Source organism: uncultured Christiangramia sp., assembly GCF_913046405.1.
Classification (GTDB): Bacteria; Bacteroidota; Bacteroidia; order Flavobacteriales; family Flavobacteriaceae; genus Christiangramia; species Christiangramia marina.
On sequence record NZ_CAJWRQ010000012.1, the window covers coordinates 1 to 22,198 of the forward strand.

Sequence of the window (22,198 nt, forward strand, 5' to 3'; positions counted from 1 at the left end):
AAAAACAGGCTGGGTCTCTACGAATAGTTTATAGCTGAATTTGGTAAAGCATAAGTTCTGCAGGATCCTTCGGAATTTTAATGTTTTCTATGTGCTCAAAACCCAGTTTCTCTAATAACTTTTGTGAACCCGTATTATCAAGTCTGGTGATTGCCTGCAAAGCTTTCAAGCTGAAGATATTTTTAGCTGCTTTAACCAGCGTGGTAGTAGCTTCAGAAGCATAGCCTTTTCCCTCATATTCTGGAAGAAAAGCGAAACCCAGATCAATCTCCTGAAGGCCTTCCCGATCATATAAACCACAGGCGCCAATCTTTACATTATCTACTTTTCGAATCACACAATAATTAGAAAATCCCAGTTTATATAATTGCGGCAGCATCCTGTCCTTAATATAAGTTTTGGAATCTTCAATATTACGCAGATTGCGATCTCCAATATACTGAAGCCATTTGGGAGAATTGTAAAGCTGGAAAATAAAAGCAGCATCATCCAGAGACATAGGTCTCAATAATAATCGCTCAGTTTCAAAGCTTCGAAATTCTCCCAATTAGCCAGGTTTTTATTTTACTTCAAAAGTAGATTCTGTAGTTGAACCATTCAGCTCCAAAATCATTTTATAAGTGCCTTTCGGTATATAGAATTTCTCGTCTTCAGCTTTAGAAATACTGATTTTTTCGTTCTGCTTCTCCAGTTTTTTAGCTGAATCTTCTGTAATACTAAGATCATAAGATCCAGTATTAAAGCCTTTGTCTGCTTCGATATTCATCGTTTGCAGGGTAGTTCCATCTTCTGTCTGTATCTTCAATTTCCCACTTCCTTTCTTCGAAGTATAATAAGTGAATCCAAGTTCAGGAGTATAAGGATCCATCCATTTGCTATAGGAATTTCCCCATCTATTACTGAACCTTATCTCCTTTTCCGAAGAAATCGTTAGTGCACTTTTGATATCGTCCATATTCATCGCTGCAATTGCAGAAATATCTGCGATATAAAGCGAGCGACCATGAGTTCCCACAACCAGATCCTTTTCTTCTTCCTGAACTCGAAGATCGTGAACGGCTACATTAGGAAAATTGGTGCTAAAAGCCTGCCAGCTATTTCCGCGATCCAGGCTTACATACAGTCCGTTATCTGATCCTAAATAAAGCACATTCTCATTGGACGGGTCTTCCCGAATCACATTTACAGGAGAGATTGGTAAGTTTGCGCTGATGTCTTTCCAGTTCTTTCCTGAATCTTCAGAAACATATACATAAGGCTCAAAATCATCAGATCTGTATCCATTTAAACTGGCATAAACACGATCTTTAGAATGTTCAGAAGCGATCACACGCGAAACCCAGAGGTTCTGTGGAAGATTTGCACTTAGTAATTTCCAGTCTGCACCAGCATTGTCACTTCCGTAGATATAACCATCATCACTTCCAGTATAAAGTTTTCCGAATTGAAATGGAGATTCAGAAATTGTAGCCAGCGTACCAAAAGGCACATTTCCATCTTTGCCACCACCGGTAAGATCTTTTGAAATACTGGTCCAGTTTTCCCCTTGATCCATACTACGCATCAGTTTATTTCCACCCATATATAAAATGTCCTGGTTATGAGAAGATAGAAGAATGGGCGTTTGCCAGTTGTAACGATAAGGACTTTCGCCCAGCTCGTGTTTAGGATGTATATAAAGACGCTCACCGGTTTCCCGGTTTATTCTGAAATAATTTCCAAACTGAAACCCGGTATATACAATATCAGAATTTCTGGAATCGATCTCCACCTGCATTCCATCACCGCCCATGATACTTTTGTAGTTGTAGTCTCCGGAAGCGGCCCAGCCATTGCCTTCAGTATTCGTGTGTGGTCCAACCCATACGCCGTTATCCTGAAGTCCGCCATATACGTTATACGGTTTTTCATTGTCTACATTAACCGTGTAAAATTGCCCAACTGAAGGTGAATTGTTCTTCACCCAGTTTTCCCCATCATCATAGGAAATATTAATTCCACCGTCATTCCCGTCAATTAGATGTCCGCTTTTTTCCGGATTGATCCATAAAGCATGATGATCTGCATGTACATTTTGAGCATCGATGGAAGTAAAGGTTTTCCCGCCATCTTTGGATTTTAAAATTGGCACTCCATATATATAGATCGCATTTTCATCCTGTGGATCCACATGCACCATCCCAAAATAATAACCATAACTATAGTAAAGGTCATCCAGATAATCTTCGTGGGTGATTTTCCATGTTTTCCCGGCATCTGAACTTTTATAGACCTGGGCTCCAATTACCGGCGTATCAAAAAGCTGAGTATTGGCATCTTCCAGGTACGTGGCGAGATCCTGAGGTTTGGCCTCGTCTTTCCGGATCATTTCCTTTACTTTCTCTGCGGAATATTTCTTCTGAAAATCATTCGATCTTAGGTAAGCTTCCAGTTCTTTATCATCAAGTTTCAGAAAAGCAGATTTTTTCATATTTCTGAAATCATCTTTTTCAAGTCCGCTTTTATCTGCAGATTTTTTGTTTTTTGATTCTCTTCGATCCTGATTATCTACTATGGCGTAGATCGTATTGGAATCGTAGACAGAAAGACCAATTCTTCCTACTCCGTCGCCCGTTGGAAAACCAGATGCTTCCGTAGAGATCTTTGTCCAGCTATCTCCGGCATCGGTACTTTTATAAATTCCACTATTTTTACCACTTTCTCTAAAATCCCATGCTTTACGATCCTTGTCCCAGGCAGCCGCATACATTTCGTTGTAGTTTTCAGGATTCACCGCAACATCGATGATCCCGGTTTGCTCATTAATAAAGAGATTTTTGTTCCAGGATTTTCCACCATCGGTAGTTTTGTAGATCCCGCGTTCATTGTTGGAGGAGTAGAGGTGACCAGTTACGCCCACTACCACTTCATCAGGATTTTCAGGATTGATCAGGATTCGGCTGATATGATGCGAATCGGGAAGTCCCATGAATTCCCAGGTTTCTCCCTGGTCTGCCGACTTCAATAAGCCTATACCGGCATAGGAAGAACGGGAAGCATTCACCTCACCGGTTCCAACCCAGATCGTGCCAGAATTCCAGTCTACAGCGATATCTCCAATATTCTGCGACGGACTGTTGTCCATTACCGGCGTAAACGAGATCCCGTTATTATTAGTATACCAAAGACCGCCGGTTGCATAAGCTGCATAGAACTCGGTTGGATTTTCAGGATTTACCGCAAAATCTGTGATACGGCCACTCATTACGCTAGGTCCAATATTCTGGAGCGGAATGTTCTTTACGATAGATCGCTGGTTTAGTTCCTGTTTTTGTTCGAAGCCTTCCTGTAAAGCTACTCCGCTAGTAGTAGTTTGTTGTGCAATAATAGGAGAGATCCCTATCAAAAAAGCACCAAGAAAATGGTAAGTTCTTTTCATAATTTATATTGTAGTGCTTAAAAATAGCAAAACCCGCGCATACCTAAAATTTTAAACGCCTTTAATGGCTTTTGGAGTCAAATCCCTTAATTTTGAAGAAATTGAAAAATACTGTTTATGAAATATGATCGAATAGATTCAAAACTCTTTATAAAGAACCGTAAGAACTTTATGGACAAGATGAAGTCTAAAAGTCTGACTGTTTTTAATTCAAATGATATTTATCCAATTGGGGCAGATAGCACGATGCCTTTCCAGCAGAACAGAGATATATTTTACCTGAGTGGAGTAGACCAGGACGAAAGTATTCTGGTGTTGTTTCCAGATGCTCCGGAAGAGAAGCACAGAGAAATCCTTTTTCTAACTGAAACCAATGAACATATTGCGGTTTGGGAAGGAGCTAAACTTACTAAAGAAGATGCGTTTGATGTAAGCGGTATTCGTACAGTTTACTGGATGAAAGACTTTGAAAAAGTATTTTTTGAAGTAATGACCCAGTGCGATACGGTATACTTAAATACAAATGAGCACTATCGTGCCAATCATGATACCCAAACCAGGGATGATCGTTTTATCAAATGGTGCAAGGATAAATATCCTGCTCACCAGGTGGCAAAAGCCAACCCGATCCTGCAAAGACTAAGGTCTGTAAAGGATCCTATAGAGCTTGATCTAATGCAGAAGGCATGTAATATTACTGAAAAGGCTTTCCGTAGAACTTTAGGTTTTGTAAAGCCGGGAGTTTGGGAATACGAAATCGAAGCCGAATATTATCATGAAATGATTCGGAACAGATCGAAAGGATTTGCATACACGCCAATCATCGCCAGCGGTAACAATGCCAACGTGTTGCATTATGTAGAGAATAACCAGCAATGTAAAGCAGGTGACCTGATCCTTCTTGATACGGGTGCAGAATATGCAAATTATTCCAGTGATTTAAGTAGAACCATTCCGGTTTCAGGTCGATATTCAGATCGTCAGAAAGAGGTTTACAATGCTGTAAATAAGGTGAAAAAGGAAGCGACAAAAATGTTGGTTCCTGGAACCATGTGGAAAGAATATCATGTTGAGGTTGGTAAGATGATGACTTCTGAATTACTTGCGTTGGGACTTCTTGATAAAGCAGATGTTCAGAATGAAGATCCAGACTGGCCGGCATACAAGAAATACTTTATGCACGGTACTTCGCATCATATAGGTCTGGATACTCATGACTACGGAATTCTGACAGAACCTATGAAAGCAAACCAGGTATTCACCGTAGAACCGGGAATCTACCTTCCAGATGAAGGCTTCGGAATTCGTCTGGAAGATGATGTGGTCATTCAGGAAAAAGGAGAACCTTTCAATCTAATGGGGAATATCCCGATCGAGTTTGAAGAGATCGAAGACCTTATGAATTCTTAAAAGGATTTAGAAATTAAAGTCAAGAAATACCGTGAATACCAGACTGCAAATCCTGGGATTCACGGTATTTTAATTTTACACTATGATGAAATTACAATACAAAAACAATGAGATCTTTTATAGAATCTCGGGAAGTGGCCGCACGAAAATTCCTTTGGTCTTGCTGCATGGTTTCTTAGAAGATATGACGATCTGGGATGACTTTAAAGAAGGCCTGGGAAAAGAACGGCAAATAATTTGCATAGACTTACCCGGTCATGGAAGATCGAAGAATTTTTCAGGTTCGCATAGCATGCAGGAAATGGCAAATATTGTAGCTGCTGTTCTTAATGATGTTGGAATACAGCAAATTAGCCTGGCAGGTCATAGTATGGGTGGATATGTTGGTTTGGAATTCCTCGATAATTTTCCTATGATGTTGAAGGATATCATGTTGATTAATTCTACACCTGCTGAAGATACTGTAGAACGAAAAAAGATTCGGGACAGATCTATAGATATTGTGGAGACTAACAAGGATGCTTTTATAAGTATGGCAATTTCCAATTTATTTTCCGCGGAAAGTCGGGAAGTTTTTAAGGCTGAAATTGATCGCTTAAAACAAGCTGCTTTCAGTCTGAATATTGAAAATATACAGCAAACACTGAAAGCTATGCGAGATCGAAAAGATCATACAGCGACTTTGAAAAAATTTAAAGGAGGTAAAACGATCGTTGCGGGTAAAGATGATACGCTAATCGAAATATCTGATATTCAGAAGCTGGCAAGGACAACGAATTCAGATTTGATCATTCTTGAAAAAGGTCATAATTCCTGGATGGAAATGTCAAAAAAATTATACAAAAACATGCTTTTGATCGGTTAATTTAACCTTTTCACCGAAACATTAACTTTTTTTTATACTTTAGAGTCTTAGAAATCAGAAATTTATACACCTATGAATAATAAACACTTTAGCTCGTTCTCTGTGACGAAGGTTCAATGCAACTTGTTTGGTCATAAATTAAAAGTTTCTAAAAACATCACGAATCATGTTCATGAATACCAGTGCTGCAGATGCGGCATGGAAATGACCGATACTGCTGACGGATTACTCGCAAGACTTACTCCAAAATTTAAAGAAACCAATGCCTACCTCGCAAAAATCCATCAGAAAAGACAGCAGGCATTTTACGCTGAAGCTTCTTAACGCATTCAATTCTAAACCTTGATCCTTCTAATTTGAATTTGTTATCTTACTGAATACATATTCCAGGCTGGATCAAGGAGAAAATATTCTGTTGAATTGTCCAGTTTATAGCCAATCCCCAATCGAATTAGATGCTAAATGTCTGGCCAAATTGGTTTTTAGAAAATTAATCCTCTTCCTTATCCATGGAATTCCATCCTCTGGCAATCAAAGGTAATTTTTGATTCGCCCTGGTGATCAAATGCATTCCTTCATTTTCCTCGGTCATATGACCAATAACGGTTAAGTGCGGATTTCCTTTGATTTTATCATAATCGGAATGGGCGATCGTAAACAACAATTCATAATCTTCGCCACCACTTAATGCGATCGTAGTGCTATCGATATTGAATTCCTCACAAACTGAAATCACAGCAGGATCCAGCGGAATTTTCTCTTCATAAAGATTGGCTCCTACTTTTGAGCTTTTGCAAATATGAATGATCTCAGAAGATAAACCATCGCTGATATCGATCATGGAGCTTGGTTTAACACCAAGATCGCTTAAAAGTTTAGCGATATCCCTTCGGGCTTCAGGTTTTAATTGTCTTTCAATAAGATAGGTATACTGCTCAAGATCTGGCTGGGAGTTTGGATTCGCTTTAAAAACTTCTTTCTCACGCTCCAGTACCTGAAGACCCATATAGGCTGCTCCAAGATCACCGGTAACCACGAGAAGATCATTAGGTTTAGCTCCATCCCTGTAAGTAATATTCTCCTTTTTAGCATGACCAATTGCCGTTACGCTAATCATAAAACCAGAAGTAGAAGAAGTGGTGTCCCCACCAATAACATCAACATTGTAGACTTTAGAGGCTAATTGTACCCCAGCGTAGAACTCTTCTAGCGCTTCTACCGGAAACCTGTTCGATACAGCGATAGAAACTGTAACCTGGCTCGCGGTGGCGTTCATTGCGTAGATGTCTGAAAGATTGACCATAAGTGCTTTGTAGCCTAAGTGCTTCAAAGGCATGTAAGCAAGATCGAAATGAACACCTTCGATCAAAAGATCTGTACTTATTACGGTTTCTTCATCATCAAATTTCAGAACAGCAGCATCATCTCCAATAGCTTTGATCGTAGAATCAAGTTTTGGGCTAAAATGCTTTGTTAGGTGTTCGATCAAACCGAATTCACCTAATTCTGAAAGGTTCGTCTTACTTTCCTGACTATTATCAAACATGCGATGAAAATTTAGACTGCAAAAATACAAGAATAAAATGCAATTCAGAAGAAAGCATGAAAAGCTTCTGAAGCCGCAGAAATATTGCCCTGGTGACTACTGGAATTTCGATCGAAGACTTCTATGATTCAATTCTTAAAACATATTCCTAGTCTATGGTAAACCGCTTGTTTTATAGTATATTTGCACTCAATTTAGAATTAATCTTTATAGCTTATGATTAAAGTTAGCGAAGAGGCTAAAAAGAAAATTTCCGTCCTCATGACCGAAGAGGGTTTTAATGCTACGGCAGACTATGTTCGGGTAGGAGTGAAGAGCGGAGGATGCTCTGGTTTATCTTATGAACTTACGTTCGATAATAACCAGGCTGAAGGCGATAAGGTCTTCGAAGACAACGATGTAAAGATCGTTGTTGACAAACGCAGTGTGCTTTATCTGGCTGGAACTATTTTAGAATATTCCGGAGGATTAAATGGAAAGGGATTTGTTTTTAATAACCCGAACGCACAAAGAACCTGTGGATGCGGTGAAAGTTTTTCACTGTAAAAATTATGTATCGGTCACTACCGATCTTTAATTTAATTAGAATTACGAATAATGGCATATACTGAAGACGATTTAAAGAAAGAGCTCGAAACCAAGGAATACGAATATGGATTTTATACAGATATAGAATCTGATACTTTTCCTGTGGGCTTGAACGAAGATATCGTAAGAGCAATATCCAAGAAAAAGGAAGAGCCGGAGTGGATGACGCAATGGCGTTTGGAAGCTTACCGGGAATGGGAGAAAATGGAAGAGCCGGATTGGGCTAATGTAAATTATCCAAAACCAGATTTCCAGGCGATCTCTTATTACTCTGCTCCAAATAAGAAACCGAAGTACGATAGTATCGATGATGTGGATCCGGAATTACTGGATACTTTTAAAAGACTGGGTATTTCACTTGACGAGCAAAAGAAATTAGCCGGTGTTGCAGTAGATGTGGTAATGGATTCAGTTTCTGTAACCACCACTTTTAAAAAGACGCTTGCTGAAAAAGGCATTATTTTCTGTTCTATTTCTGAAGCGATCAAGGAACACCCGGAACTGGTTAAAAAGTATCTTGGAACCGTGGTTCCGCAGAAGGATAATTTTTACGCTGCCCTTAACTCGGCAGTTTTTAGTGATGGTTCTTTCTGTTATATTCCAAAAGGCGTTCGATGCCCAATGGAACTTTCTACATACTTTAGAATTAACCAGGCAGGAACCGGGCAGTTTGAGAGAACACTGGTTGTTGCAGATGAGAGCAGTTATGTAAGTTATCTGGAAGGTTGTACCGCACCATCCCGTGATGAGAACCAGCTGCATGCAGCAGTCGTGGAGCTTATTGCTTTGGATGATGCGGAGATCAAATACAGCACGGTACAAAACTGGTTCCCTGGAAATAAAGAAGGAAAAGGTGGAGTTTTCAATTTTGTAACTAAACGTGGACTTTGTGAAAAAGGAGCGAAAATTTCCTGGACTCAGGTAGAGACAGGATCTGCAGTTACCTGGAAATATCCAAGCTGTATTCTGAAAGGTGATAACTCGGTAGGGGAATTTTACTCAATCGCAGTGACGAACAACTTTCAGCAGGCGGATACCGGAACTAAGATGATTCACTTAGGTAAGAATACTAAGAGTACGATCATCTCAAAAGGTATTTCCGCAGGAAAATCTCAGAACTCTTATCGTGGTCTGGTACAAATCAATGGTAGAGCTGAAAATGCCCGTAACTTCTCACAATGTGATTCCCTTTTGATGGGGAATGAGTGTGGAGCTCATACGTTTCCTTATATCGAAGTTAAAAATAAATCTGCACAGGTAGAGCATGAGGCTACAACCAGTAAGATCGGTGAAGACCAAATATTTTACTGTAACCAGCGTGGTATCGATACTGAAAAAGCGATCGCATTGATCGTAAATGGTTTCAGTAAAGAAGTATTGAACAAACTTCCTATGGAATTTGCAGTAGAAGCTCAGAAATTATTAGAGATCTCGCTGGAAGGTTCAGTAGGATAATTGATTCTGAAGACAACTTGATCGATGAGAAGGTTTTTTGAAATAATGATCGTGGCTATTTTGTTCGTATCCTGTCAGGATGATGAGCAAAAGGAACTGAATACCGAACCTGTTACTGCTAAAGTTCAGGATAGTCTGGAAGTGCTTCAGGGAGACTATGTTTATGTAGCTGATGCTGCTGTACTACGAGGAGAGAATTTCGTGTACGGTGTTAAACAGGATTCCGTTGCAATGCTACTTTCAGACAAAGTAAGCGATCTGAAATCTGATGATTTTGAAATGATCCCGGTTCGTGTTAAAGCCAAAATTCTGGCAAATCCAAGACTGGAAGGCTGGGATGAGATCATCGAAATTAAGGAGATCCTGGAAATTTCAGGAGCCAGTATTTCAGATTCAATAGAATAAATAAAAATAGAATATCAAACAATCTGCATAAGCAGATTCAGAAATAACAGACATGCTTAAAGTAAAGAATTTACACGCCAGTATTGAAGATAAAGAGATCCTGAAAGGAATTAACCTGGAAATCAAACCAGGAGAGGTTCATGCGATCATGGGGCCAAATGGTTCCGGGAAAAGTACCCTTTCTTCAGTAATCGCAGGAAGAGAAGAGTATGAAATGACTGAAGGTGAAATGATGTTCGAAGGGGAAGACCTGAACGAACTTGATCCTGAGGAAAGAGCTCACAAAGGAGTGTTCTTATCATTCCAATACCCTGTGGAAATTCCTGGTGTTTCTGTAACCAATTTTATTAAAACAGCAATCAACTCTCATAGAAAGGCAAAAGGACAACCGGATATGCCTGCGAATGATATGCTGAAAATGATTCGTGAGAAATCTGAAATGCTGGAAATCGATAGAAAATTCCTTTCCAGATCATTGAACCAAGGTTTCTCAGGAGGAGAGAAGAAACGTAACGAGATCTTCCAAATGGCGATGCTTGAACCAAAATTATCTATTCTTGATGAAACAGATAGTGGACTTGATATCGATGCATTAAAGATCGTTGCAAATGGAGTGAACAAACTTCGCTCGAAGGATAATGCGGTATTGCTAATTACGCACTACCAGAGATTGCTTGATTATATCGTGCCAGATTACGTACATGTATTGGTAGACGGAAAGATCGTTAAGTCTGGTGGAAAAGAACTTGCTTACGAACTGGAAGAAAGAGGATACGATTGGGTAAAGCAGGAAACAGTTTAATACTCGAATTGAGAAATTGAATTGTTGAACTAGAAATTTGAATGTAATGGAATTGAAAGATAAATTGGTCTCGTCATTTTTAGCCTTTGAGGAAAATCTGGACCCGAACGACAATCTTGATACTTTGAGAAACGAAGCCATCAGAAATTTTGAAACGCTTGGTTTTCCTGGTAGAAAAGACGAAGACTGGAAGTATACCTCACTAAATTCGGTTTTAAAACATGATTATAGTGTTTTTCCGAAGAAAGAAGACGCGATCGAGTATCGTGATATCAAGAAGTACCTTATACATGATATAGATACTTATGACCTGGTTTTTATCGATGGGATCTATTCCTCTCATTTATCGCAAACCACTCATGATAAGATCGATGTATGTTTAATGTCTGCTGCCCTGAATAAGGATAAGTACAGTGCGGTCATTGAAAATTATTACAATAAAGTTGCTCCAAAAACGAGTCTGAATTCGTTGAATACGGCATTTGCGAGGGAAGGAGCTTTTATACATATACACAAGAATACGCAGGCAGATAAGCCTATACAGATCATTAATTTTGCTACTGGAAATGAGTCTGCGCTAATGTTACAGCCTAGAAATCTGGTTGTCGTGGATGAGAATTCGCATGTGCAAATCATTGAAAGACACCAAAGTCTTACAGATCACCCGGTGCTTACCAACTCTGTTACTGAAATCTTTGCTGATAAAAGGGCGATCGTAGATTATTATAAGATCCAGAATGATAAAGCTTCAGCTTCTTTAATTGATAATACATTTATCAATCAAAAATCTGAAAGCCACGTTTCTGTGCATACATTTTCTTTTGGAGGGAAGCTGACCAGGAATAATTTAAACTTCTACCAGAATGGAGAACGTATAGATTCAACCATGAAAGGAGTTACCATCATTGAAGACAAGCAGCACGTAGATCACAACACGCTGGTTCATCATATCGAGCCTAATTGTGAAAGTCATCAGGATTACAAAGGAATTTTTGATGACAACTCTGTTGGAGTTTTCAATGGAAAAGTTGTTGTAGAGAAAGAAGCACAGAAAACGAATGCTTACCAGTCTAACAACAATATCCTTGCAAGTGATAAGGCGACGATCAACTCAAAGCCACAGTTAGAGATCTTTGCAGATGATGTACGTTGCAGCCACGGCTGTACGATCGGGCAGCTTGATCAAGAGGCATTGTTCTATTTGCAGTCCAGAGGTATACCACGTAAGGAAGCCAGAGGATTACTTATGTACGCCTTCGCTAATAACGTACTGGAAAGCGTAAAAATTCCAGAAGTTAAGAAGCGTATCAATAAGCTAATTGCTAGCAAACTTGAAGTCGATCTAGGCTTCAATCTATAAATCATTAAAATAATAAGAGGATGAGTCAGTCAACTCAGGTCAGAAAAATAGATGTTGAAACGATCCGTCAGGATTTTCCAATTCTTGGACGTGAGGTGAATGGATATCCGTTGGTTTATTTCGATAATGCCGCGACTGCGCAAACACCTAAGCAGGTGATGGATGCAATCGTAGATTATTACTCGAATTATAATGCCAATATTCATCGTGGAGTTCATGCGCTTTCTCAGGAAGCAACAGATAAGTATGAGCAGGCCAGGATAAAAATTCAGCAGCATTTTAATGCTGAACATGCTCACGAGATCATTATGACCTCGGGTACAACACATGGGATCAACCTTGTGGCGAATGGTTTTACTTCTTTACTGAAGTCTGGAGATGAGATCCTGGTTTCAGCAATGGAACATCATTCGAATATCGTGCCCTGGCAAATGCTGGCTGAAAAGACCGGTGCTAAGCTGAAGGTCATCCCAATGAACGAAAAAGGGGAACTGATTCTTGATGAATATAGAAAGCTGATCAGTGATCGTACAAAGCTTGTCTTTGTAAATCATGTTTCCAACGCCCTTGGAACCGTGAACCCAATTAAAGAGATTATCGATATCGCGCACAAAGCTGGTGCGGCAGTCTTAATAGACGGAGCTCAGGCTTCGCCACACATTAAGGCTGATGTTCAGGAGCTTGATGTTGATTTTTATGTAGTTTCAGCGCATAAGATGTGTGGACCTACAGGTGTTGGAATATTATACGGTAAACAGGAGTGGTTGGAAAAATTACCTCCTTACCAGGGTGGTGGTGAAATGATCGCTACAGTAAGTTTTGAAAAAACAACCTATGCCGGTTTGCCCCACAAATTTGAAGCGGGAACACCGAACATTTGTGGCGGAATAGCTTTTGGAGCAGCTCTCGACTATATGAACTCAATTGGCTTGGAAGAGATCGCTTCTTACGAAGATGAATTGCTTCAATATGCAACAAGCAGGCTGAAGGAGATTGACGGAATGAAGATCTATGGGGAAGCTGCACAAAAGACGGCCGTGATTAGTTTTAACGTAGAGGGATTGCATCCATACGATATTGGAACACTATTAGATAAAATGGGAATTGCGGTTAGAACAGGGCATCATTGTGCACAACCGGTAATGGATTTCTTTAAGATTCCCGGAACAGTAAGAGCATCCTTCGCATTTTACAATACCAAAGAAGAGATCGATACATTTATGGAAGCGTTGAAAAAGGCTTTGATGATGTTACAGTAATTTAATTATCTTAGTGAACAAATAATTACTATGGATCCTTCAATTCTCTTATTAATCTGGCAAACTCACATCTTTATAGCTTTATTGCTGGTTTTGTATATTATTTTTAGAGTAAACTCTCCCTTTTGGTTCAAATTGGCCTGGGTTTTAGCAATCCTAATTGTACCGTTCATAGGATTTATTGCTTATTTAATTATCGGGAAAAAATCTTTATCAGCAGCCTAATGTCTTCCGTTGAAATACATCAAATAAGCGCCCTCGTGGCGCTTTTTTTCGTAATATGCTTTATCTAAAATTCCAGTTATGAAACTTTCAATATTATCGTTTATTCTAATATTTTTCGCTATTAATGACTGTTCTAATGAAGGTCAGGAAGAAATCAAATCTGTAAGCTATAAAACTTATACCCGGGGATCTTCCTCAACTTATACTATTACTTCGGAAGAGATCAAAGTAATAAGCACTGGAGTCGAAGCAAAGGAAAATTCAGAAGTAATCACAAAGGAACAGTGGGATATGATCACTTCAGAAATCAAAAAAATTGATACCTCTAAACTGGAAGATCTGGAGGCGCCAACAGAGTCCAGGGCCAGTGATGCAGCTGCCCATGCTGAACTAAGTCTGATCATTGGAAATTCTGAATTTAATTCTTCCACTTTTGATCATGGGAATCCCCCTGAGGCTTTAAAACCATTGGTGCAGGCTATTTTAAGATTGGCAGAAAATGTTGAATAGCAGGTTAGCATGTCGTACTTTTGTGCAAAATTGAATTATGACGATTCAGGAAAAACAGAATGAAGTAATTGATGAGTTTGCAATGTTCGACGACTGGATGCAGCGTTATGAATATATGATTGAACTTGGGAAGTCACTTCCGCTAATAGACGAAAAATATAAGATCGAAGAAAATCTTATCAAAGGATGTCAAAGTAAAGTCTGGGTTCATGCCGAACTGGATGGTGAGCGTTTGTTGTTCACGGCAGATAGTGATGCAATCATTACCAAGGGAATTGTTGCAATCCTGATAAGAGTGTTTTCAGATCAACATCCTTCGCAGATCATTGAAGCAAATACTCAGTTTATTGATGAAATTGGTCTAAAAGAACATTTGTCTCCAACCAGAGCAAACGGACTTGTAAGTATGATCAAACAATTAAAAATGTATGCTTTGGCATATCAAACACAATTGAATTAAGATGGAGCAGGAAATAAATACACAGGAATTGGGAGAGAAGATCGTAACAGTCTTAAAGACGATCTATGATCCGGAAATTCCGGTGGATATCTACGAACTAGGTTTGATCTATGACGTGATGGTATCTACAGATTATGACGTAAAGATATTAATGACGCTAACTACCCCTAACTGTCCGGTGGCAGAAACCCTTCCGTTGGAAGTGGAAGAGAAAGTGAAGTCTCTGGATATGGTAAAAGATGCTGAAGTGGAGATCACTTTTGATCCGCCATGGAGTCAGGATCTTATGAGCGAAGGAGCAAAACTTGAGCTTGGATTGCTCTAAAAATACTTTATGGCTGAAGAAATCGTAAATAGAATTGCCGAAAGTAAGCTGGTTACCTTTAATCTTGAAGACTTTTATCCCAAAGGGGAGCGTGTCGTTTTTGATATTAGTGACTGGTTACTCGAAGGCTTTGTGCTGAGAGAGAAAGATTTTAGAGAACAGGCGAAAAATCATGACTGGCAACAGTATAAGGGTGCTTATGTTGCCCTTGTATGTTCTACAGATGCGATCGTACCGTCATGGGCCTTTATGCTCGTTAGCTCATACTTACAGGGTATTGCTAGAAAGACCATTATTGGAGACCTGGAAAACCTGGAAAGTCATCTTTACCAGGAAGTGATCGATCGTCTGGATGTTAGTGATCTGGAGGATAAGCCTGTAATTATCAAGGGGTGTTCCAACAAACCAGTCCCAAAAAATGCTTATATAATGATCATGCAGAAACTACAACCTGTAGTTAAAAGCTTAATGTATGGAGAGGCTTGTTCTTCAGTTCCGCTCTATAAAAAACCTAGAAAATAGTAATGAAGAAAGTTTTATTTACAGCCGTTGCGCTGTTTTTATTTGGATCTTCCTTTGCACAGGAAGAAAACGATTCTATCCCACCCAATGGATGGCAAAAAGAAGGAAATGTTCAGTTATTATTTAACCAGTCTGCTTTCAACAAAGAATGGACAGGTGGTGGAACTTCCAGTATCGCTGGAAATCTAACTGTAGATTACCAGTTCAATTATAGAAAAGATGATTTCACCTGGGATAACCGGATTCTTGGGAATTACGGACTTACAAAAGTAAAAGATGATGAATTTGAACGTAAAACGAGTGACCGACTTGAATTGAACAGTATCGCCGGGAAGCAAATTGAAGACACGAATTTTTATTATTCATGGTTTTTAAACTTCAGAACTCAGTTTGCTAAAGGTTATGAATTTTCCGAAGATGCTGAAACCGGAGAAACCATTCGAACCGAAACTACTCATTTTCTTTCACCAGGTTATTTACAAACCGGTCCGGGGATGATGTATAAGAAGGGTGATAATTTCATGGTGAACCTCGCACCGGCCACGGCAAGATTGATCTTTGTGGACAGTGATTTTACAAGCCGTGCAGGTTATGTAGATGGTGATTACTTTGGAGTGGATGAAGGAAAAAGTACCAGGTTCGAACTAGGCGCTGCACTTACCGCTTTCCTAAGCTATGAGATCCTTGAAAATGTAGAAATGGAGCATTCACTAGCTTTATATTCAAACTACCTCGAGAACCCGGAGAATGTAGATATTGATTATTTGCTGAATCTGAACATGGGAATCAATGATTACCTTTCTGCAAACCTGATATTCCAGGCGATCTACGATGATAACGCTGTTGGAGCATTCCAGATTCGTGAAGTATTTGGAGTCGGGATCAACTTCGGATTCTAGAGAAAACCTATAGATTTATGAAAAGCCCGTGAACTTCACGGGCTTTTTCAGTTAAATTTTTGTTGAAGTATGGCGGCTTCGAATGCAGAAGCCATCTAATGATTATCTTTGTATTTATGATTGAAAAAACCGACCTGTCCTTTGAAAAAGCTGTTCTTGTAGGTATTGTTACCAAAGATCAGAACGAGGATAAACTTGAAGAATACCTGGACGAGCTGGAGTTTCTAACTTTCACCGCTGGTGGTGAAGTGCAGAAACGTTTTACGCAGAAGATGGACATGCCGAATCCTAAGACTTTTATTGGAACCGGTAAGATGGAAGAGGTGCGTGAATTCGTGGCAGAACATGAAATTGGTGCCGTGATCTTTGATGACGAACTTACACCTGCTCAGCAGAAGAACATTGAAAAAATACTAAAGGCTAAAATTCTGGACAGGACTAACCTGATTCTGGATATTTTCGCCCAGAGAGCAAAGACCAGTTACGCCCGGACACAGGTAGAACTGGCGCAATATGAGTACTTATTACCAAGACTTGCCGGTATGTGGACTCACCTTGAAAGACAACGCGGTGGTATTGGAATGCGTGGTCCAGGGGAAACAGAGATCGAAACCGACCGTCGTATCGTTAGAGATAAAATATCTTTACTGAAGAAAAAACTGGAAACCATCGATAAGCAAATGGAAGTACAGAGAGGGAACAGAGGACAACTGGTTCGTGTAGCACTTGTAGGATATACCAACGTAGGGAAGTCTACCTTGATGAATGCGATTAGTAAAAGCGAGGTTTTTGCTGAAAATAAATTATTTGCCACGCTGGACACCACAGTAAGAAAAGTAGTGATTCGTAACCTTCCATTTCTGCTAAGTGATACCGTAGGTTTTATTAGAAAACTGCCAACTCAGCTGGTAGAATCTTTTAAATCTACATTGGATGAGGTTCGGGAAGCAGATCTTCTCTTGCACGTGGTAGATATCTCTCATGCCAATTTTGAAGACCATATAGCTTCCGTTAACCAAATTCTAACAGAGATCGAAGCTTTAGGTAAACCAACCATTATGGTCTTTAATAAGATCGATGCTTACGAGCCTGAAGAGATCGAGGAGGATGATCTTGTAACCGAGAGAACTTCAGCGCATTATACGCTCAAAGAATGGAAGAAAACGTGGATGAATAAAATGGGTAATAATGTGGTCTTTATTTCTGCCACTGAAAAAGAGAATTTTGAACATTTCAGAAAAAGAGTATACGAAGCCGTTCGTGAAATTCATATTACTCGATTTCCTTATAACAACTTCCTGTATCCGGAATATGATAAATACGGCGAGACTAAAGAATAGTTAGCTTAAAAATTTTATCCCGGTAAGATCTTCAGAAACAGCCCATAATTTTGCGGCTGTTTCTTTATTTTCAGCCTGCCTGGCAATTTCAGCTTCTGCAGGCTTGCCTTTCATTTCTCTAAAACCATCAGGTCCAATATAGCAGCCACCTGCCAGTTCTTTATCCAAAGCAGCCTTGAGCGTAGGTTTTGCGCCTTTTTCCGCAGAATGAGAGATGAATGGTTCCACGGGTTTGGCCATAAGCATAAGCCATCCTGGCAAATGTCGCATCAGTTCAGTAGAAGAAACTCCTGGATGGGCGGCTAGTGAACTCACATGGCTTAAATAATTAGCTTTCAATCTACGTTCCAGTTCCAGACTAAAGATAAGACAGGCAAGCTTGCTCTGCCCATAAGCTTTAAATTTTGAATAAGAGTTTTCACTTTGCAGATCATTAAAATCAATTTCGGCATTTTTGTGAGCGATGGAACTTAAGCCCACGATCCTGGAACTTTTCGAAGTAGTCAATTCTTCTTTTAATAGACCGGTTAGCAGAAAATGACCTAGATAATTCACTCCTAATTGAAGCTCAAAGCCATCTTCGGTTCTATGATAAGGTGGCATCATCACACCAGCGTTATTTATAAGCAGGTCAAGTTTTTCATTTTCAGATTTAAATTCTGAAGCAAAAGATCTTACCGATTTCAGACTCGAAAGGTCTAGTTCCCGTATCTCCAGTTTGGCGTCTCCATGGCAGTTCAGAATTTGTTTCCGGGCTTTTTTTGCTTTCTCCAGGTCTCTGCAGGCCATGATCACCTTGAAGTCGTTTGCCGCAAGCGCCTTTGTAGTTTCGAAACCCAGGCCGGCATTCGCTCCAGTTACAATTGCAACAGGTTGTTCGTTTCTTGTGGCTTCTGAATGCTGAAATTCGTTCATGGATAGTTTTTTTGATACTTCAGAAAGATCTTTTAGATCGATTATTTCTTATTTTTAAAAGATACAATCTATATCATGAAAAGCATTCTACTCCTCTTTGTTTTAGTAATTAATTTGAATATACAGGCTCAATCGCTTCAGGGTTCCTGGAAACTTACTGCGGAAAATGGAAAGGCCGTAACAGGTAAAGAGGTAATTCGCATTTATGCTGATTCGTACTTTACTGAAGGTGCTAAAGGTCCTGATTCCAATGAATTTCTCTGGGCACGTGGCGGGGAATATCATAAGAAAGAAGATCAGGTTCGAATTGATTTTGACACAAGGCAGGAAAAACCTTCAGCAGAATTAATTGCACATAAGATCGAATTCGAAGAGGAGAACAGTTTCAGTATTGAACAGGACGAAACTATTCAGAAATGGACAAGAGTTTCAGGAAATAAAAATGAATTATCGGGAAATTGGGTGATCACGGGTAGAGAGAGAAATGGTGAAATGAACCAGATGAAACCGGGGGATCGAAGAACTATTAAAATGCTTGGTGGCGATCGTTTCCAATGGGTAGCATTTAACTCGGCAACCGGAGAATTTTTTGGTACCGGCGGTGGAACTTACATCGCGAAGGATGGGAAATATATTGAGAACATAGAATTTTTCTCCCGGGATGCCAGTAGAGTGGGAGCGAGTCTCGATTTTACTTATAAAGTCGAAAACGGGAATTGGATCCACTCAGGAAAAAGTTCCAAGGGTGATCCTATTAAAGAGATCTGGTCACCTTATGCTAAAGCTTATTCCAGAAACTAATAAATAGAATGCTCGAATTTGAAATTGAGCTCTTTTTGAAATCTATCTGAACTTACCACTTTACCTTCTGAAGACTTTTCATGACTGAATTGAGGGGCTTCAAGTTCTCTGTCCTGCGCTATTTTAGTATAATAATTTTCACGTGAAGGATGCTCTGGATGTACCAGATTAAATATATTATTGGTGGCAGGTTTCTCTATCAAGGTAATAATTGCTTTGATGCAATCACGACGATGTACGAGATTTACCGGCGCTTTTGGAGAGCTTAGATCCTTTTTTCCAGAAAGCTGATTCACTGGATGGCGATCATCTCCTATCAAACCACCAAATCTTAGTATTTCAGTTTTAAAGTTTTCGTTATTAAGCAACAATAACTCGGCATTGCGTAGCTGGACTGCTATATTGGAAGAGTTATCGGTTTCAGTATTTTCATTGACCTCTGGAAAACCAGGTTCATTTTTATAGACCGAAGTTGAACTTACGAAAATGATCCTTGGACAATAACTTTTCTCCAGGTAAGGAACAATGGTTCTAACTTTTGAAACGAAGTCGGCTTCAGGATTTTTTCTAAGTCCGGGAGGGATGTTCACCACAATACAGTCAGACTTGGAAAGAAAAGACCTGATGTCTCCCTGTATTCCTTTTTCATATAATTTGATCGTGTAGGGAACGAGTCCGGCTGCGTGAAGATCAACAAATTTCTCATTTCTGGTAACTGAAGCTTTTACCTCATGGTTCAAGGCTCTTAATTCTTTTCCCAGCTCAAAACCAAGCCATCCACATCCTAAAATCGCAATCTTCATTTATTCCTTTATTCTTATGGTTTTCTTTAAAATAGTAGCATCATTCAAAACGAATGGCCGCGGGATCATATCCTTTGGTCTTTTTTCCAGCTTTAATTCTTCGTTTTCGAAGAGATCGTAAGCCGATTCGTAAAGTACAAATTCTGGCTCATCTTCTGGTGCTATTGCGAATTCAATTCGCAAAGTATCCCGGTTTGATGCGTAATATGTAAGAATTCGTTCTTTCCAGCGCTGGGTATGCATATTAAAATATTGTTCTCCTAATTGTTCATCTTCAGCTGTAAGATCATTTACTCTGAACTCTTTGAAATCTACATCCCGGATTTCATATAATTCCAGGCGATTAATATCCCGATTTGGAGCGATCTTCAAAGAATAAGACTTCAAGTTCGTTAATGTGTCGGTCTCGAATTCTTCAAGTAGAATTGCAGGTTCTGGAATATCAACTTCCGGAGCGCTGGATTTTCTTCGGAAATTACTGCCGTATTTACTGCTGAAATTGGACTCTGTTCCTGAATTTTCTGTGCCTTCAGGAAAATAAGAGCTCGTCCAGGAATCTGCCATTTCATCATAACTATACCAGAAATTAGTTTGCTGGTCGAGATCCTTCAGATAAACCAAACTGTTAGGTTTAGGCCTTTCCGAAGAAAAATCTGAGTAATAATGCGCTGTAAAAAGCAAAATATTAAAAACCAGGAAACATAAAACTGCAAAGGATTTAAGCTTTCTGAAGTATCCAAAAAGCGGTAACAGGAACATAAACACCAGACTTACCAGAATTGCGGTGATAAAAAGGGTTTTCAGACCCAATGCGACCGGTAAACTCCAGATGAAAGGTAGAAGTAAAATAATAGCGGGAAAGCTCAGTAAGACCATTAAAATGCGGTTTGGTCTCTTTTGTCTTACCATTACAAAGAGTTGCAATAGTCCGAAGAATACAGGAATTATGAAATATGCAGCTCCTTTTAGATATATAGCAACTAGTGTACAGATCACCAGCCATAAAGCAAGTGGCGCTATAAATATGGAAGCTTTATGTGAACGTTTGCGAAACCAATGGTAGGTTATAAAACTAATGGACAGGGAAAGAAAGATGATCAACGCGATGTACCAGTAGCCATTGTAGGTAAACCCATGTTCCATTTCTGAGTATTCCGGGTAAATAAATAGACAGAACTGCCAGAACGCCCAGCTTAGCAAACCTGATAAACCAATGCTGATTAACATGGGTAAGAAACCTTTAAAAATTTCAGTAATATCCAGGCGGTCTCTTCGAATTCCGTAGAGAATCAGGATCAGGAAAATTCCCATGGCGACGATCAACATAGGTAAGATCCAGTCAAAAGGATATTTTACGAACTCTCCAAAAGGCAGATTAAAATATATAAGATCCCTGTCACTGGATAAATTTTTGAGATCTGCTTCACTAAAGTGGGCGAGCAGCGGCATAAGATAGCTACCTTGATGAGCAAGGGTTTCTGCATCCAGATTTTCAGGAGTATCATTCGCCGTATGATAGTCAAAATGATCATCTATAAAAGCAAAATTATAACCGTTGATATTACCCTTTTCACGCAGGATGGTAAGATCTGTGTCGTTTGGAAGCATTTTATAGATACTGTAGGCAAGAGAATTGCTTACTGGGTATTCGACGTTCGCATCTGCAAAAGCTTCGATCAACTTCGCATTCTTACCATTTGTTTCCAGTAGCATAAATGGATTTCCACCGCTTCCCCTTGCTTCAAAATTAAGTGCTAGCAGTACATCTTTCGCCCATGGATGATCCTTAACAAAGATCTCTGCGCCTATTAAACCAATTTCCTCTGCATCTGTAAAGAGCAAAATAATATCATTCTTAGGTTGATTTTCCTTTCCGCGGAAAGCCCTGATACCTTCCAGTATGGTAGCCACGCCACTTCCTGCATCACTCGCACCCGGCGAAGAATGTGTGGCGCTGTCGTAATGAGTCATAAGTATCAACGCATCACCATCACCTGAACCTTTAATTTTGGCAAGGATATTTTGTGGTTTGCTTAAAATAGCACTGGAATTGAGAAAATAATCTTCCTGAGTTTGTACTTCCAGATCCATTTTCTGCAATTCCTGTACGATATAGTTGCGAACTTTTGGATGCTCACTGCTCCCAACATAATGTGGTTGCTCTGCAATGGCTTCAACATGCTGGAAAGCCCTTGAAGTTGAAAATTTATCTAAAGAAATTTCTTCGGAAAGCCTGGCCTGGGGAGCATCGAAATTAAAACTTAGCCAAACTGCTACAAAAATCAGCAAG

22 protein-coding genes and 1 pseudogene are annotated in these 22,198 nt (G+C 39.5%); 17 read left to right on the plus strand and 6 right to left on the minus strand.

Going from position 1 to position 22,198, the window contains the following annotated elements; all coding sequences use genetic code 11:
* Positions 1-28: 28 nt before the first annotated feature.
* Entirely contained in the window at positions 29-547 is a 519-nt protein-coding gene (locus QZ620_RS02890; protein WP_295178919.1) for a GNAT family N-acetyltransferase, read from the minus strand.
* 12 nt (positions 548-559) lie between these two features.
* On the minus strand, positions 560-3,418 hold the full coding sequence (locus QZ620_RS02895) for an exo-alpha-sialidase (RefSeq protein ID WP_295178921.1): 2,859 nt from the start codon (positions 3,416-3,418) through the stop codon (positions 560-562).
* Between the two features lie 117 nt (positions 3,419-3,535).
* Between QZ620_RS02895 and QZ620_RS02900 the strand changes: the two genes are divergently transcribed.
* The 3 genes and pseudogenes from QZ620_RS02900 to QZ620_RS02910 all read left to right on the plus strand — a co-directional run.
* Positions 3,536-4,828, plus strand: coding sequence for an aminopeptidase P family protein (locus tag QZ620_RS02900; protein WP_295178923.1), 1,293 nt, complete (start codon positions 3,536-3,538; stop codon positions 4,826-4,828).
* 82 nt (positions 4,829-4,910) lie between these two features.
* The gene (locus QZ620_RS02905) at positions 4,911-5,693 is read left to right on the plus strand and encodes an alpha/beta hydrolase (RefSeq protein ID WP_295178925.1); all 783 of its coding nucleotides are present in this window, start codon (positions 4,911-4,913) and stop codon (positions 5,691-5,693) included.
* A 72-nt stretch (positions 5,694-5,765) separates the two neighbouring features.
* Positions 5,766-5,897 (plus strand): annotated as a pseudogene (locus QZ620_RS02910) (DUF1660 family phage protein); the annotation flags it as partial.
* 286 nt (positions 5,898-6,183) lie between these two features.
* Here the strand turns inward: QZ620_RS02910 and thiL are convergent.
* Complete coding sequence (gene thiL, locus QZ620_RS02915; protein WP_295178927.1) at positions 6,184-7,239, minus strand: thiamine-phosphate kinase; 1,056 nt, start codon at positions 7,237-7,239, stop codon at positions 6,184-6,186.
* Between the two features lie 216 nt (positions 7,240-7,455).
* Between thiL and QZ620_RS02920 the strand changes: the two genes are divergently transcribed.
* The 13 genes from QZ620_RS02920 to hflX all read left to right on the plus strand — a co-directional run bounded on the left by QZ620_RS02920 (position 7,456) and on the right by hflX (position 17,389).
* Positions 7,456-7,785: an iron-sulfur cluster assembly accessory protein gene (locus tag QZ620_RS02920; RefSeq protein WP_295178928.1), complete on the plus strand. Its 330-nt coding sequence runs from the start codon at positions 7,456-7,458 to the stop codon at positions 7,783-7,785.
* 51 nt (positions 7,786-7,836) lie between these two features.
* A complete protein-coding gene (gene sufB / locus QZ620_RS02925; protein WP_141876570.1) occupies positions 7,837-9,282 on the plus strand; it encodes a Fe-S cluster assembly protein SufB in 1,446 nt (481 codons plus the stop codon).
* A gap of 24 nt (positions 9,283-9,306) precedes the next feature.
* Positions 9,307-9,687, plus strand: coding sequence for a hypothetical protein (locus tag QZ620_RS02930; RefSeq protein ID WP_295178932.1), 381 nt, complete (start codon positions 9,307-9,309; stop codon positions 9,685-9,687).
* A gap of 52 nt (positions 9,688-9,739) precedes the next feature.
* Positions 9,740-10,489, plus strand: a complete 750-nt coding sequence (gene sufC / locus QZ620_RS02935; protein ID WP_295178934.1) for a Fe-S cluster assembly ATPase SufC — start codon at positions 9,740-9,742, stop codon at positions 10,487-10,489.
* Between the two features lie 46 nt (positions 10,490-10,535).
* Positions 10,536-11,849 carry a Fe-S cluster assembly protein SufD gene (gene sufD, locus QZ620_RS02940; RefSeq protein WP_295178935.1) on the plus strand — a complete coding sequence of 438 codons (1,314 nt, stop codon included), beginning with the start codon at positions 10,536-10,538 and terminating at the stop codon, positions 11,847-11,849.
* Positions 11,850-11,869: 20 nt separating this feature from the next.
* Entirely contained in the window at positions 11,870-13,108 is a 1,239-nt protein-coding gene (locus QZ620_RS02945) for a cysteine desulfurase (RefSeq protein ID WP_295178937.1), read from the plus strand.
* Positions 13,109-13,138: 30 nt separating this feature from the next.
* Complete coding sequence (locus QZ620_RS13840; protein ID WP_366935424.1) at positions 13,139-13,333, plus strand: PLDc N-terminal domain-containing protein; 195 nt, start codon at positions 13,139-13,141, stop codon at positions 13,331-13,333.
* A 78-nt stretch (positions 13,334-13,411) separates the two neighbouring features.
* Positions 13,412-13,843 (plus strand): hypothetical protein, encoded by a 432-nt coding sequence (locus QZ620_RS02950; RefSeq protein WP_295178938.1) that lies wholly within the window; start codon positions 13,412-13,414, stop codon positions 13,841-13,843.
* Between the two features lie 37 nt (positions 13,844-13,880).
* Positions 13,881-14,303, plus strand: coding sequence for a SufE family protein (locus tag QZ620_RS02955; protein ID WP_141876576.1), 423 nt, complete (start codon positions 13,881-13,883; stop codon positions 14,301-14,303).
* Between the two features lies 1 nt (position 14,304).
* On the plus strand, positions 14,305-14,628 hold the full coding sequence (locus QZ620_RS02960; protein WP_026914726.1) for an iron-sulfur cluster assembly protein: 324 nt from the start codon (positions 14,305-14,307) through the stop codon (positions 14,626-14,628).
* Between the two features lie 9 nt (positions 14,629-14,637).
* Positions 14,638-15,150, plus strand: a complete 513-nt coding sequence (locus QZ620_RS02965) for a DUF2480 family protein (RefSeq protein WP_295178942.1) — start codon at positions 14,638-14,640, stop codon at positions 15,148-15,150.
* A gap of 2 nt (positions 15,151-15,152) precedes the next feature.
* A complete protein-coding gene (locus QZ620_RS02970) occupies positions 15,153-16,049 on the plus strand; it encodes a DUF3078 domain-containing protein (protein WP_295178944.1) in 897 nt (298 codons plus the stop codon).
* A gap of 116 nt (positions 16,050-16,165) precedes the next feature.
* Positions 16,166-17,389 carry a GTPase HflX gene (gene hflX, locus QZ620_RS02975; RefSeq protein WP_141879154.1) on the plus strand — a complete coding sequence of 408 codons (1,224 nt, stop codon included), beginning with the start codon at positions 16,166-16,168 and terminating at the stop codon, positions 17,387-17,389.
* Here hflX and QZ620_RS02980 read toward each other — a convergent pair whose 3' ends face one another.
* A complete protein-coding gene (locus QZ620_RS02980; RefSeq protein ID WP_295178946.1) occupies positions 17,390-18,304 on the minus strand; it encodes an oxidoreductase in 915 nt (304 codons plus the stop codon).
* A 75-nt stretch (positions 18,305-18,379) separates the two neighbouring features.
* Here QZ620_RS02980 and QZ620_RS02985 point away from each other — a divergent pair, with 75 nt between their 5' ends.
* A complete protein-coding gene (locus QZ620_RS02985; protein ID WP_295178947.1) occupies positions 18,380-19,105 on the plus strand; it encodes a hypothetical protein in 726 nt (241 codons plus the stop codon).
* Here the strand turns inward: QZ620_RS02985 and QZ620_RS02990 are convergent.
* A complete protein-coding gene (locus tag QZ620_RS02990) occupies positions 19,102-19,908 on the minus strand; it encodes an NAD(P)H-binding protein (RefSeq protein WP_295178949.1) in 807 nt (268 codons plus the stop codon). The two genes, QZ620_RS02985 and QZ620_RS02990, sit on opposite strands and share 4 nt — an antisense overlap.
* Positions 19,909-22,197 carry a M20/M25/M40 family metallo-hydrolase gene (locus QZ620_RS02995; protein WP_295178951.1) on the minus strand — a complete coding sequence of 763 codons (2,289 nt, stop codon included), beginning with the start codon at positions 22,195-22,197 and terminating at the stop codon, positions 19,909-19,911. It lies immediately after the preceding gene.
* Position 22,198: the final 1 nt, after the last annotated feature.